At 62.4% G+C, this 13,985-nt stretch carries 14 protein-coding genes and 1 tRNA gene; 6 read left to right on the forward strand and 9 right to left on the reverse strand.

What is annotated here, in order from left to right:
- Positions 1–73: 73 nt before the first annotated feature.
- From ACLJEU_RS17450 to ACLJEU_RS17475, 6 genes are all read left to right on the forward strand, one after another.
- Positions 74–358 carry a hypothetical protein gene (locus ACLJEU_RS17450; RefSeq protein WP_414660229.1) on the forward strand — a complete coding sequence of 95 codons (285 nt, stop codon included), beginning with the start codon at positions 74–76 and terminating at the stop codon, positions 356–358.
- 126 nt (positions 359–484) lie between these two features.
- Positions 485–1,342: a hypothetical protein gene (locus ACLJEU_RS17455; protein WP_414660228.1), complete on the forward strand. Its 858-nt coding sequence runs from the start codon at positions 485–487 to the stop codon at positions 1,340–1,342.
- A gap of 5 nt (positions 1,343–1,347) precedes the next feature.
- Positions 1,348–2,799: a replicative DNA helicase gene (locus tag ACLJEU_RS17460; protein ID WP_414660227.1), complete on the forward strand. Its 1,452-nt coding sequence runs from the start codon at positions 1,348–1,350 to the stop codon at positions 2,797–2,799.
- Between the two features lie 922 nt (positions 2,800–3,721).
- A complete protein-coding gene (locus ACLJEU_RS17465) occupies positions 3,722–4,081 on the forward strand; it encodes a hypothetical protein (RefSeq protein ID WP_414660226.1) in 360 nt (119 codons plus the stop codon).
- A complete protein-coding gene (locus ACLJEU_RS17470; RefSeq protein ID WP_414660225.1) occupies positions 4,078–5,061 on the forward strand; it encodes a S49 family peptidase in 984 nt (327 codons plus the stop codon). Before ACLJEU_RS17465 ends, ACLJEU_RS17470 begins: the two co-directional genes overlap by 4 nt.
- A 107-nt stretch (positions 5,062–5,168) precedes the next feature.
- Complete coding sequence (locus ACLJEU_RS17475) at positions 5,169–5,810, forward strand: hypothetical protein (protein WP_414660224.1); 642 nt, start codon at positions 5,169–5,171, stop codon at positions 5,808–5,810.
- Positions 5,811–6,114: 304 nt separating this feature from the next.
- Here ACLJEU_RS17475 and ACLJEU_RS17480 read toward each other — a convergent pair whose 3' ends face one another.
- From ACLJEU_RS17480 to infB, 9 genes are all read right to left on the reverse strand, one after another.
- On the reverse strand, positions 6,115–6,627 hold the full coding sequence (locus tag ACLJEU_RS17480) for a hypothetical protein (protein WP_414660223.1): 513 nt from the start codon (positions 6,625–6,627) through the stop codon (positions 6,115–6,117).
- 2 nt (positions 6,628–6,629) lie between these two features.
- Positions 6,630–6,962, reverse strand: coding sequence for a hypothetical protein (locus tag ACLJEU_RS17485; RefSeq protein WP_414660222.1), 333 nt, complete (start codon positions 6,960–6,962; stop codon positions 6,630–6,632).
- 328 nt (positions 6,963–7,290) lie between these two features.
- A complete protein-coding gene (locus tag ACLJEU_RS17490; protein ID WP_414660221.1) occupies positions 7,291–7,659 on the reverse strand; it encodes a hypothetical protein in 369 nt (122 codons plus the stop codon).
- Positions 7,660–7,964: 305 nt separating this feature from the next.
- Positions 7,965–8,041: transfer RNA gene (locus ACLJEU_RS17495), tRNA-Val, on the reverse strand.
- 63 nt (positions 8,042–8,104) lie between these two features.
- Positions 8,105–9,046: a riboflavin biosynthesis protein RibF gene (gene ribF, locus ACLJEU_RS17500; RefSeq protein WP_414660220.1), complete on the reverse strand. Its 942-nt coding sequence runs from the start codon at positions 9,044–9,046 to the stop codon at positions 8,105–8,107.
- A 42-nt stretch (positions 9,047–9,088) separates the two neighbouring features.
- A complete protein-coding gene (gene truB / locus ACLJEU_RS17505) occupies positions 9,089–9,814 on the reverse strand; it encodes a tRNA pseudouridine(55) synthase TruB (RefSeq protein ID WP_414660219.1) in 726 nt (241 codons plus the stop codon).
- A gap of 4 nt (positions 9,815–9,818) precedes the next feature.
- On the reverse strand, positions 9,819–10,832 hold the full coding sequence (locus ACLJEU_RS17510) for a DHH family phosphoesterase (protein WP_414660218.1): 1,014 nt from the start codon (positions 10,830–10,832) through the stop codon (positions 9,819–9,821).
- 13 nt (positions 10,833–10,845) lie between these two features.
- The gene (gene rbfA, locus ACLJEU_RS17515; RefSeq protein ID WP_414660217.1) at positions 10,846–11,235 is read right to left on the reverse strand and encodes a 30S ribosome-binding factor RbfA; all 390 of its coding nucleotides are present in this window, start codon (positions 11,233–11,235) and stop codon (positions 10,846–10,848) included.
- An 86-nt stretch (positions 11,236–11,321) separates the two neighbouring features.
- Positions 11,322–13,970, reverse strand: a complete 2,649-nt coding sequence (gene infB / locus ACLJEU_RS17520) for a translation initiation factor IF-2 (RefSeq protein WP_414660216.1) — start codon at positions 13,968–13,970, stop codon at positions 11,322–11,324.
- Between the last annotated feature and the right edge of the window lie 15 nt (positions 13,971–13,985).

Below are 13,985 nucleotides of genomic sequence, written 5' to 3' on the forward strand. Positions count from 1 at the left end.
AGTTACGAATTTCAGCGATACAGATTCGCGATTTCCTCTAGCAATTCACGCGGAATGACGCATGCGGATATGCATGCCCAACGCAAACACGGCAGAACCACTACAGTCGGGCGTCGCTTTGAATGCGCGCCCTGAATTCATCCGCCTCCCGAAGAATGGAAAACCCTGCCCTCTGACGGGCATGAGCCGAAGCGGACTCAACAACCTCATCCTCCCCTGCCCGGTAAACGGCTTCAAGCCGCCAGTAAAAAGCGTGAGCCTGCGACAGACCGGCGGGCTGAAGGGCGTGCGGTTAATCAGCGTCGCGAGCCTTCTCGGATTTCTGCACGGCTGCGCGGGCCAATCGTCGAAAAAGTGAACACGCACGCGGCCCCACCGGGTGCTGCGCGCTGCAAGGCCGCACCGCCTCACGTCTCCCCTGCTCAGATCCGTTCTCTCCAAGCATCGACGGTCCTGTCGTCGCAAAAGAAAGGCTTTCTATGTCATGGCTGACCCTCTTCCAATCCGCGTTTGCAGCAAGGAAGACCCTTGGTGTTGGCAGAGTAAGGCCGTTCGACGGAGAATCCGCGACGCGTTTGACGCAACCAACAACGTCGCATCCGCGCTCGGCGTTTACGATGCACTTTGCGAGATCGCCAGCGACAAAGGGTCCGAGACCTACGAGACAACTCACGCTTGGATCCAGCGCATCAGCGGCGTCGGCGTTACGACGATCAAAGCGCACCTTCCTGTCTTCGTTGAAATGGGCCTTCTCCATATTTCAACACCCACCCTTCGTGCCCCTTCGACGTTCACGCTTCTAGCCGTTAGCCAACCAACGGCGAACGTTAGCCAACCAACGGCCAGCGATAGTCAGCCAGTGGCGAGCGTTAGCCAACGCGCCAAATTTGAGCCGTTGGCTAGATCAGAAGAAAGTCAGAAGAAAATCAGAAGAAAATCAGAACAAGCGGCTGACGCCGCGGGTGTCCCACTACCTGATGTTTTGAACACCCCGGCCTTTCGAAGCGCTTGGAGTGACTACGCCGGCTATCGTCGCGAGCGTCACCTTGCGAAGCTCGTCCCGAAGTCTGAAACGGCACAGCTCTCCCGCCTCGCAGAATGGGGCCACGACGTAGCGATCCAGTCCATTCGCGAAACTGTCGCCCAGCAATGGCAGGGGTTGTTCGAACCGAAGGCCAAGCCCGGCGCAGCCGCAGTCCAGCGCCCCGCCGAGGTTCCGCGCTTCAGCGATTCCGATTTGCAGCACCTCGCCAGCGTGCACCCGCAGCGCTTCGCCGAACTCTTTTCGCAATGGCCGACAATTCAGACCCAAGCAAACCGCCTGAACCTCAAACCCGTTTGAACACCATGACACCGACCGAATCATTCGAAACCGCCCAGCCGATCAAACCGGGAGAAATCCGCGCTCCGGCAGTCGGGCGCACGCTCCCACACAGCCTGGAAGCCGAGGAGTATTTGCTTTCCTGCATCTTCCTCGACGGCGCTGAAGTGCTGGCGAAATGCTACGCCGCCGGCATTGGCATCGCGTCTTTCTACGACCCAAAACACGGCGCTCTTTTCGCGGCATGCCAAGACCTGCACGCCGCGGGCGTCACTCCGGACATCGGTACCGTTGCCGAAAAGTTGAAGGAGTCGGGCGACTTGGATCGTGTCGGCGGCTATGCGTTTCTAGCGCAGGTCACGAGCCGCATTCCAACGACCGCGCAAGCGTGGTACTTTGTCGAAAAGGTCCGTGAGTTGGCACAACTGCGCGAAATCATCCGGCTCGGAACGGCGCTCGTCGAACTCTGCTACTCTTTCACGGGCGGTAGCCTGAAAGAACATCTTGGAGAAACCCTCGCGAAGCTCTCGTCAGCAGTCGCAGGCTGCAACGCGAGCCAAGTCCGTAAATGGAAGCAAGTCATCGGCGACGTTGAAAAGCGGGTCTTCGAATTGATCGACAAAAAGCACGAGCCTCTGGGCGAAACGGTCCCGTTTCCGTGGCCGATTCTCGACCATGCCTTCAAGCAGTTTCGCCGCAAAGAGTTCATCGTAATCGCCGCGCGTCCATCGGTCGGAAAGTCGTCGCTCATGCGCCCGCTGGTGTTGAAGCCTGCGATGGACGGGATGAACGTTCTCGTTGTATCGCTCGAAGTGTCGCCCGACGACATCGCGATCCAGATGGCAACGACTGCCTCGAAAGTGACATGGGGTAAACTGCCGACCGCTCACCACGGCGATCAAAAGGATTTCGTTGACGCCCTGCGCTGCCTCGACGTTCCGAATCTTCACATCTTTGACTGCGACCGCACGCTTGCAGCCATCACAGCACGGGCAAAGGCGATCCACTCACAGAGCCCGCTCGACATCCTTGCAGTCGATTACCTCGGTCTGATCGCCGATTGCGAGCCCGCCCGCGGCGAGACCAAAGCGCAGGCGGTCGGCAACGTGACGAAGGGGCTGAAGCGCCTCGCGATGGAACTCAATTGCGTCGTAATTCTCCTCGCGCAGCTCAACCGCGGCAGCGTCAACGACGGGAATCGCGAGCCCCGTTTGTCCGACCTCCGCGACTCGGGCGACATCGAGCAGGATGCGGATCGCGTCATCTTCATCCACCGCCCGGACGAGGACAAATTTACGAAGGCCCCGCAGAAGGACACGGATAGCGTCGAAGATCGGCCGGAGTTTTTTCAGCAGCTCATTCAGGCGAAAGGCCGCAACGTCGGCACGGGCGCGGAGGGCTTCTACTTCAAGCGAGCCACGACTACGTTTAGACCGGCCGCAAGCCCAGCGATGGATCGGCGCAGCAGCAGCGTTTAAACGGCCATCAATAGCGTATCTTTTTTCTCGTTACAACGCACTAACCAACAACCCACGGAGGCAATGAATGAATCCAAGCATCAGCAATTCGACTACGACCAAATCGACAGAGCCGTTGACGGGCACTGTCCCGCCGACGACGCACCGGGCGACGCAGCCCCGCGGACGTACACTCAAGCCGAGATGGCGCACCTCCTGGCTGAGTTTGTCCGCTGGGTAGTTCTCGGTAGACGCCGGCAAGGGCCAAGCGATAGGGCCAACCATTCCCTCGCGTGCCTCGTCAGCGTAGAGGAGGCCGGCAAGCGTGCCATTTGTGCCGCATCGCTCCTCCGGCCGGCACTGTTAGGCGGTCAATCGCTCGCAGCCATCGGGCGACTCCCACACGTCAAAGCCTCGCGCCGTTGCTTCGCTTTACACTCAGCCGATTTTCAGAAGACGTTTGGCATCACGTCAGCGCAGCTTCGAACGCAAAAGAACCGTGACCAGCTCAGCGAATCGGCTCGCAAGCGATGGCAGAAGGCGAAGGCCGCGAACGCGCCATGTACGGGCACAGACGCAACAGGACGGCCCCCCGCTGGCGCTTCCGGCCCTGTGACCCACCCCCCGGCACAAGGAATCTCTTCGCCCCGGCGCGAGGTTCTTAGGTAAGGAGACACCAAGCCGTTTCCTTTTGTGTGAAGCCGCGGGCGATGTTACATGCAAGGCCCCCCTCGTGCGCGGTTCCGCCCCTCTGGCGTGCGATTGGCCCCGACGTAACAGCGTTACGCCTAAAATCATTTTGCACGCCGTGTCCGGTACATCCTGCCGAGTGCGGGCAACCCATCCCGAAAGCCAGCGCCGATCCTCGACCTACAGAGGAGAAATCGGCCGCGGCCGGTAACACCGTGACCACTGGTAAATGACCACTCTTAACCGATAACCAATGACCTCCACTCCACACCGGCTCTACAACGTCTCCACCATCGCGCGCGCGGGCGGCATCGCAGTGCTCACCGCTCAGCGTCGCATTCAATCGTTGGGCATCCAGCCCGCCGCGGTTCTCGACCCGCTCGGCCGGGCAGTGATCCCCCTGTACGACGGGAACGCGCTCACAGCCGTCGTCGCACCGTTCCTGAAAGTTCGGCAAGGCAGCGTTCACGTCCGCCCGACCGATGGACCGATCCAAAGCCAGCGCATCGAAGCGCCGATCTGTCCTGAGGCATCGGACGCCGCGATCCTCGCCAGCATGCGGCGGGGTGATGTCGGGGACCCGCTCAATCCCAACGCTCCCGCCGCGAAATGAACCCCGCCCTCGCAATGATCTACGGGCAGTTGCTCGCGCACCCATGGCTTTTGGAAGCTGGCGCGCACGAGGCATTGCTCGAAACGCTCGAACACGCCAGCGACTACAGCGCGGGCATTCTGGAAGAATTGCTGAAACAGCGCGAGCGAGCGTCGGCAATGTCCATCGCTGACGGCGTTGCGGAGATTCCGATCAACGGTCCGCTCCTCCGCGCACCCGGCATCCTCGAAAGGGTGTTGCTCGGCGCGACGGACACCGGAGCCGTCAGCGCGAAGGTGTCGCAAGCGATGCTCTCGCCTGAGGTCCGTTCGATCCTGCTTACAATCGACTCGCCCGGCGGTGCAATCACGGGGATCCCGGAACTCGCCGCCCAGGTTCGCGACGCGGCCAAGAAAAAGCCCGTCGTCGCCTTCACTGACGGCATGATGGGCAGCGCCGCTTACTGGATCGGGTCGCAAGCCTCGACCATCGTCGCGAGCACGTCCGCGAATGTGGGGAGCATCGGCGTTTTCTTCCCATGGAAGGACTCTTCGAAGGCCGGCGAGGCCGCGGGCATCAAGACGGGCGTCGTCAAAAACACGGGCGGCACTTACAAGGGAATGGGCTATCCCGGCACTTCGTACACCGAGGAACAGATGGCCCACCTTCAAGCGCGGGCCGACGAGCTTTTCGCGATGTTCAGCCGTGACGTGAAATCCGGCCGCAAGCGCATCCAGCCCGAGGCCATGCGCGGCCAAGCGTTCTTCGGGGAATCGGCCCGCGCCGCCGGCCTCGTGGACCGCGTGAGCAGCCACATTGACGCATGGGGCGAGGCTCACCGTCGCGCCCACGGTGGCAGCAATTCACCGGCCGTCGCGTATGCGTCGCCAGCTTCCGAATACGACGAACTGAAAGCGCGACTCGACGAATCGAAGTCGCCAGTCGAACGCGGGCAAATCGTCGCCCGCATCAAAGAACTCCGCGCCAGCCTCACCGTTTAATCAGTCATCATTTTATGAATACACCCACCCTTAGCAGCGTACCTGCACCACTCAGCTCCAACGCCGCCGAAACTCCTCGCACGGCCAAAGACCCTCTCACGGGTCCCGTGAATAATTCTGACGCACGCGGCCCGCTACCGTTTGGTCATGGCCAGGGCAAGCACATGGTTGTCGGGCGCGGCGAAATGGGCGCACCGCTGCCGATGCACGCTGAGGCGCGTGAGCGCGTGCGCTCGGGCAAGTCACCGTCGATGAAGCATGCGCTTGCTGCCGTCGCCGCAGAACGTAGCCAGCCCAACGTTGTCGTTGCGGCCTTCGCTCGGATGTTCAACCGGGAGGAATCTCTGTTGAAACAGCGCGACGAAGCCGCCGCGAAGCTCAGAGAGTTCAACCAAGCCATTGCTCGCGAGCAAAACGCCGGGGTCGTCTTACTCACCCAGCGTGATCAACTGCGCGCGGCGGCGGAAAAGGCATGGGCACAGTTGAACTCTCGCGTGACGAAGGCCACTCGGATCTCGAGTCGTCTCCAGCAAGCCGAGTCAGAGTTGAGTCGGTACCTTTCGAAGACGGAAGGCGTGGAATGGGTGCACCTGAACACGCTGGGCGCTCCGATCTCCGCGCTCCGGCTCGCCGCCGCCGAAATGGACCGGCAGACCGCAGCGGCCAAGCAAGCCATGGCGTCCGCGGAGGATGAACTTGCCGCGTTCGTCGAAGCCCACGCCGACGATCTCGCCATCGTTGCCGAGTGACCTCGTTCGCTCGCGCCGTTTAAACGACGTGCGCTTTCCCTTTGTTCGGCGGTTCTGCATCGCCGCCGTTCAATGCCCGTCGTGCTGGGACTCCACTCGTGGAGTGCACGCGCTTCAAACAGCACGGCGGGCTCACTTCTTTTTGTCTCAAGACCCTTTGTCGGGCGTTTAAGCGAGCGCCCTTCATTCCTCGCCGCGTTGGGCTCCCTCTGTCATGGGGAGCACGGGTTTCACCAGCGCGGTGGGGTTCATTTTCCGGAAACGTAACCGCTGAACAAAGTCGAGGAGCCCGCTCGATAACGACTTACTTCGGGGAATCAAACGCGAAGGGATTGTAGGGAGGAGCTTTGGCCCCTGCCAACGGGCCAACCGGCAAAGTCGGGAGAGTTCCGCTCGGCGTTGGCAACGACGGAGTCTTCGGCGCAAGTAAGCTGTACGAAGTGTCCGTGAATCCGACTGCTCCGATTTGAAATAGCAACGGAGCGAAGTTGGGGTTGTCGAAAATGACCGAGGGCTTTCCCCAATGCAAAGCGAGGTAGGTCTTTTTCAACTCTTGCAGCATGCCGGTCTGCCTAGTCCCCGACCCTGAGTATAGCAGGAGAATCGAATCTGCGTCCACCCACTGCTCACCGAGCCAATAGAACTGATCAGGAAGTGGAATCGCACTACCATCCGATCCCTTCCACCCAACAACGACCGCGTAATTCCCAAGGTTCACTGCTAGCTTTATCTGGAAAGCAATTCGCTCACGGTTGGGCACTCCGGCATCGAACACGCCGAGCAGTTGGATTTCGGGAATTGGATCGAATCGGAGCATCGCTAATTCTTTAAATTTCTCGAGGGAAGGAAGTAACCGGCCCCCGCTATCACACCGAACATGCACGTAGAAAACACCGCCAAAAAAGACGGTTTCTCAATTGCGATTTGGGCCGTAACGCCAAAACACGCGGCACAGATTCCGATGATTGCTCCCCGAAGTCGTCGATCAGCTTTCAGCGATTCAATATCCTTGGCTTGCTCTGCGTTGGTGACGGACAACCTCGTCACCGTCACTTGAGCGGCGGCCAGGGCGTTTTCTGCCGTTTCGCGTGCCTGTCTATCCTCAATGCCCCGGTGCTCAATGCCGCGCACCCAAGTAGCGAGGAACTTCATCGCCGGACCCTGTCGAATTCCTCCGTCAACACCCTCGATTGCATCAGCAGCAGCATAATTGCTCAGGGCCCCCACTCGCTGTAAGTTTTCAGGGAGCGACGAAACGAGGGAAGAACCGCCAGTCTGGACCTGCTCTACTCCGTTGTTCTCAGGGTTAGGAGCGGAAATCGATGTAGAGGAATCTGTCACTGCGCGTTGCAGTCCAATCAGCGAGCCTCAAAAGGTCCAGCCTCGAAGCCTCTCTTACTCGGGCTGACGTGCGCGAATATCGGCAAAAAAGCCGCCCCCTTTCGAGAGCGGCAACGCGTTTAAACAGCAAGGAGGTTACTCAGCGTCGTTTCGTTCGACGAAATGCGCGATCTGTCACGCCGTCCGTCCGAATTTCTGCCGGCGTTCGTTTCCGCTCTGCTTTTGCGTGCTCAGCGAAGGCCTCGGCAACCATGGCGCGGATCGCGATTGGTTCGGCCCTCCTCCGGTGTCTGTTCGTCGCCTCGCAGATGGCCGCAAAGTCCTGAAGGCACGCCAAGCCTTCACGCGCGGCCAACGTGGTCCCATTGCTGCCATTCTGGCCCTCCCAGAAGGCCAAGGCGTCGCTCAGTGAGTCGCTGAAGTCGAGCAGACGTCCGAACGCCCAGGCGACCTGTTCAGTGTCGTACTCGGTTCCCGTTTTTGGCTGGAGAGAAGCAGTTGTTTTCATGTTTTTGGTCCTTTGGTCCTGTCGTTGCGCCGTGCGGCGGCGTGCCGTCGTCGTCTGCCCCTGTTAAACGGCACTTTAGCCGGCCAGACAAGCACGGAAAACACGTAAGCAGTTGATTGTTATGTATATTAAAAATATACAGAGCGCATCAAACAGCGGAAAAGCCCGATCCGCAGGTCTTGCGGGTCTGGACGCGCCCAAACGTGCGCGAACGCGAGCGGACACGTTAGCATCCACGTTAGCAAACGGCACTTTTCCAAAAACAGAAAAGCCGCATATCCCTAAGGAGTAGCGGCTTATCAAGATGGTGGACCTTACTGGACTCGAACCAGTGACCTTTTCGATGTCAACGAAACGCTCTAACCAACTGAGCTAAAGGTCCGAAAATCTGAGTCGGCGAGTAACGCGAGCACCGCGGTGCAGCGCAAGGAAAAATCTCGCGCCGTTAACGGCCAAAATAAGCCGCCGCCGCCGCCCGATCCTGCGCGATCTGCGCGCGCAACGCCTCGACGTTCGCGAACTTCATCTCCGGTCGCAGGAAACGCAGCCACTCGGTCGTGACCGCGTCACCTTCCCCGAAGGGACAATCGCCGAGGACGTGCACCTCCAGCCGCGGCACCGTGGTCTGTTCCACCGTGGGCCGGAGGCCGTAATTCGCGACGGCGGGCAACGGCGCTGCAGATTTGGCCCCGGAAACCCGCACCGCATACACGCCAAAACGCGGCTTCAACTCCGGTGCCCACTCCAGGTTCAACGTCGGAAATCCAATGGTCCGCCCCAGCCTCTTGCCCGGTGTGACCACGCCCGAAGCCACGTAGGCGTAACCGAGCAGGGCGTTCGCCGCCTCGACTTCACCCGCAGCCAGGAGCCGGCGAATCCGCGTGCTGCTGATGGAGTCGCCATCGAGGCGCACGCGCGCGGCGTTGAAGACGCGCACGCCGAGCTGCCGACCCGAAGCAATCAGCAGCGCGACGTCTCCCCGTCGGCCCTGTCCAAAACGGAAGTTTTCTCCCACATACACGGCCGCGAGGCGCGGCAGCCGCTGTTTCAACCACGGCAGAAACTCTTCCGCTGCCACGGCCGCCAGTTCGCGGGTGAAGGGCTGCGCGATCACGACGTCCACACCGAGCCCGGTGAGCATGCGGGCTTTCGTCGCCGAGTCCTGAATCAGGCGCGTGGGTTCCTGCGGCCGGAACAGCGTGCTCGGATGCGGCCAGAACGTCAGCACGCCGGCCAGTCCGCCGCTGCCGTGCGCGGACTGGACCGCGGCATCGATCACGGCGCGATGGCCGAGATGCACGCCGTCAAACATCCCGATCGCGAGATGAAGCGGTCGTGGCGGGAGAGCCGCCTGCTCCAGACCGTCGATCGACACGGGCAGATTCATCGTGGCTTGCGCGGTGACCGTCACGCTCCGTCCCGCGTCGCGTTACAGCGCGATGCTCGGCACCGCGTCGCGCGGTGCGATCAGGCGCTTTTCGATTTCAGGGATCGGCATCGCGAGGATCTGATCCAGCGTCAGCGCCTGCGAGACGTTGAACTTGTCCGTCGCCGTGCGGCGCAGCGCCGCAAGATGCCCGCCGCAGCCGAGCTTCTGGCCGATGTCGTGCGCGAGCGTGCGGACATAGGTGCCCTTCGTGCAGCGCAGGCGGAAATCAAATTGCGGCAGCGCGAAGCGCGTGAGGTCCCAGCTCATCACCCGGATAAACCGCGGCTCGCGTTCGACGTCCTCGCCCTTGCGCGCGCTCTTGTAGAGCGGCACGCCGTCGATCTTGATCGCCGAATACATCGGCGGCGTCTGGTACTGATCGCCGAGGAAGCCCTGCAGCGCGGCCTTCACGTCCGCCTCCGTCAGCGGCGGCACCGGGCGCGTCTCCATCACCTCGCCGTCGGCGTCCTGGGTGTCAGTGACCTTGCCGAACTCGACCGTGCCCTCGTACTCCTTGTCGAGACTGGTGAGGTACTGCGAGACGCGCGTGGCTTTGCCGACGAGCATGATCAGCAGTCCCGTCGCCATCGGATCGAGCGTACCGGCATGGCCGATACGCTTCATCTTCAACTTGCCGCGGAGCCGCGCCACCACGTCGTGGGACGTGTGATCGCGGGGTTTGTCCACGAGGAGGATGCCCTCCAGTTCCTTGGGCTGTAACAGCATGTCATCAACGCGTCCGCTCCGCGTCCGCCGCGGCAATCCGTTGCGCCAGCACGGCGACAAGCCGCGCGTAAAAGTTCTCGGCCCCGGTCTTGAGGTTCAGCCCCGCCGCACAGGCGTGCCCGCCGCCATTGAACACCGCCGCCGCGAGATCGACCCGCAAGGCCGGCTCCTTCGCCCGCAGGCTTGCCTTCCGTCCGCCATCGGCCCGTTCCTCAATCAACGCGCCGATTTCGACGCCGTCGATGCTGCGCGCGTAATCCACGAGGCCCTCGGTGTCCTCGGCCGTCGCGCCGGTCTGCTCGAAGATTCCGGCCGGCAGCACGCCGATGCAGACCCGGCCACCACACTCCAGTTTGAGCGAGGAGAGAAAGTGCTGCAGCAGTCGCAGCTTCGCCTCCGACTCCCGTTCGTAAAGTTCATAGCCGGCCTGCGCCGGTTTCGCACCGCGCGCGACCAGTTCGCCCGCGAGCAGAAAGCAGCGCCGCGACGTGGACTGAAAACGGAACTGCCCCGTGTCGGTCAGTATCCCCGCGAACAGCGCCTGTGCCGTGATCGCATCGACGGCCAGGCCGTTGTCGAAAAACATTCCCGCCAGAATCTCGCAGGTCGCCGCGGAAGTGCTGTCGATGAGGTTGAACGTCGCGAAACCGCCATTCGACAGGTGATGATCGATTGCCGCCACCGGCGCGGGATAACGCAGCTTCAACCGCTCGCCCGGACGGGCGTGATCGGCACAATCCACAAAGATCGCGGCGCGATCCTCCGTGGACTGCAACACCTCGTCGGTGCGGTAAAACTTCATCCCTGGCACAAGGAACAGCAACCGCCGCGGCACCGGATCCGCGTTCACGCAAATGACATCATGTCCCCGCGCCGCCAATACGCGGGCCAGCGCCACCTGCGAGCCGATGCAGTCGCCGTCCGGCCGGGCGTGGCCCACGACGGCCACCTTGCGGCCGGCGATCGCGGCGAGCAGGCGGGCAAAGTCAGCCGAGAGTTGCGGGTAGTATTTTTCCACGACAACAGGCCGGTCACTCGACTTTCGGTACGGACGGCGGTGGGGTCGCCGGACCCGTGGCGTCCGCCGGCGGCACGATCTCGTCGATCATCTTCAGGATGCGCGCGCCGCGAATGGCCGACTGGTCGAGCACGTATTCGAACTTCGGCAGAAACTTCAGGACGATCCGACGGCCGACTTCCTCGCGGATTTCGACGGCCTTCGTCCGCAGCCAGCGAAGCTTCTGCGTGGCGGTCTCCTCATCCCCGATGATCGAGACGAACACCCGCGCGTCGTGCAGATCCGGCGAAACCTTGACCTCGGAGATCGTGATCGCCACGGACTCACTCTGGTAGCGCTTGCGCAGGATGTCGCTCAGCTCGCGCTGGACGAGCTCGTTGACGCGAATCATGCGGTTACTCATGGCAATGTCGGATTTCGAAGGGCGGACGTCGGAGGGACCAGTCGTTTACAACCGATCCGCCCTCCGCCATCCCCGGTCCGCGCTGGTTACAGCGCAGCCCGGACTTTCTGAACCTCGTAGCACTCGATGACGTCGCCGGCCTGGTAGCCGTTGAAGTCGTCGAGCTTGATACCGCACTCGAGACCGGCGCGAACTTCGTTCGCGTCGTCCTTGAAGCGGCGGAGCGTGGCGATCTTGCCCTCGTGGACGATCTCCTTGCCGCGGCGGAGCCGGGCGGAAGCGTTGCGGTTGATCTTGCCCTCCGTGACGAGACAGCCGGCGACGAAACCCTTGGCCTGCGGGAAGACCTGACGGACTTCCGCTGCACCGGTCTTCGTCTCCTTGAGATCCGGATCGAGCAGGTCGGCCATCATCTCGCGCACCTTGTCGCCCATCTCGTAAATGATGTCGTAGGTCTCGAGCCGCACGCCGTGATGCTTGGCGAGCGGCGTGACGCCGTTCTCGAGCTTGGTGTGGAAGCCGATGACGGTCGCGCCGGTGGACGCGGCCATCGCGATGTCGTTCTTGGTGACGAGACCGACCTCGATCGAAACGATTTCGAGCGAGACCTTCGTGCTCTTGATGCCCTCGAGGATGTTGCGCACGGCCTCGGAGGAACCAAACACGTCGGTCTTGATGATGACCTTGAGCACCTTCGCCTGCGTGGCGGCAATGTTGGCGAACAGCTGCTCGACCGAAACTTCCTTCGGGACGGCGGCCGCGGTGGTCGCCACCTTCTTGATGCGAAGCTGCTCGTCCTCGGCGATTTTCTCCGCCTCGCGGGCATTCTTCACGACCTTGAAGGCCGCGCCGCTGTCCGGCGTGCCGGTCCAGCCGATGACACGCACCGGCGTGCCGGGCGGGGCTTCCTTCACGTTCTTGCCCTGGTCGTCGAACATCGCGCGAACCTTCGCGTAGTTCGGTCCACTCACCATGGCATCGCCGACGCGCAGGGTGCCGCGCTGGACAATGACGGTCGCCAGCGGGCCACGGCCAAAATCAATTTCCGACTCGATGATCACACCGCTGGCCTCGGCCTTCGGGTTGGCCTTCAGCTCGAGGACGTCCGTCTGCAGGAGAATCATCTCGAGCAGCTCGTTGATACCCTGCCCCTTGATCGCGGCGACAGGGACCGTGATCGTCTCACCGCCCCAGTCTTCCGGTGCGATGTTGCGCTGCTGCATCTGGTTCTTCACCTGATCCAGATTGGCGCCCTTCACATCCATCTTGTTGACGGCCACGATGAGGGCGAAGCGCTCCGGGTGATTCTGCTTTTCGCTCAACGCGATCTTCAGCGCTTCATCCGTCTGGGGCATGAAGCCGTCGTCCGCCGCGACCACGAGGATCGCGATGTCGGTGACGCTCGCGCCGCGGGCGCGCATCTTGGTGAACGCCGCGTGACCGGGCGTGTCGAGGAACGTGATTTTGCGGCCGTTGAATTCGATCTGGTACGCGCCGATATGCTGCGTGATGCCACCGGCCTCGCCGGCGGCCACGTCGGCCTTGCGAATGGCGTCGAGCAAGGAGGTCTTGCCGTGGTCGACGTGACCCAGAATGCACACGACGGGTGGACGGGTGACGAGATGCTTGGACTCATCCTCGTCCGGCTTCTTTTCCTTCTTCTCCTTGGCCGCTGCCTGCTGCGCCGCGACGTCGCCGCGGTGCTTGATCTCAAGCATGAAGCCGTACTTTTCGGCCACCTTCTGCGCGACGGATTCCTCGATGTTCGAGTTCATCGCCGCGAATCCCACGATCTGGTTCAGCTCCGAAATGAGCTTGAACGGCTTGAGGCCGAGCGCGACGGCGAAGTCCCGCACGACGATCGGCGGCTTCAGGTGGAGAATCTTGACGTCGCCCTGAATCGTAATCTGCGGCACGACCGGCGTCGTGCTGGCAAATCCCGGCGAGGTGCCCGGCAGGGGCGGCGGCTTGGGGGCCATGACCGGAGACGGCGCGGAGGCGCGCGGCGGAAACGCCGGCGGCGTCGTGGGAGCCTTGGCCATCGGCGGAACCGAAACGGGCGACGGCGCAAAGGGCGCGCGGGACACCGGAGGCGGCATCGGGGCCGGAGCCGACACGGGCGGCGGAACGGCCGGGGGCGTCGATGCGGCGGCCGCAGCAGCGGACTTCACCGGCGGAATCGAAGGCGAAGGCGTAAACGGAGCGTGCGTCGGGGCGGCAGGCCGCGGCGACGGCGGGGTGACCGGCATCCGGGCGAGCGGCGGCGGGGCCGACACATAGCGCGGCGGCGGCGCGACTGGCGGTGGCGCCGAAACCGGACGCGGGGCCGCCGGCGGCTGCGAAACAGCGGGCGCAGCCGGAGCGGCGGGAATGGCGGCAGGAGCCGAGGGCGTGGACGCGGCCTTCAGCGCCGCGGCGCGGGCGGCGATCGCCGCTTCCTTCTCGCGCTCGATATCCTGCTTGGATTTGACAAAAGCTCCGGTCGGCATCGACACGCGCGGCACCGTAGCTTCGGTCGTGCCAGCATCGGCCGCGACGGGCGCGGGTGCTTCCGGCGCAGCCGCCGGCTTCTTGGCTGCGAACTCGTCGCGCAAGGCCGACGCATTGATGTTATCCACCGTGCTCGAGACCGACTTCACATCCTGGGCGATGATCTTTCGCTCCTTGAGAAGCGCCATCATCTCCTTGTTGTCCAAACCGAGTTCTTCGGCCAGTTTGTGAATGCGAATGCTCATGCAGCGGTATACCTA

The organism is Terrisphaera buseokensis (genome assembly GCF_047521145.2).
GTDB lineage: Bacteria > Verrucomicrobiota > Verrucomicrobiia > Opitutales > Opitutaceae > ER46.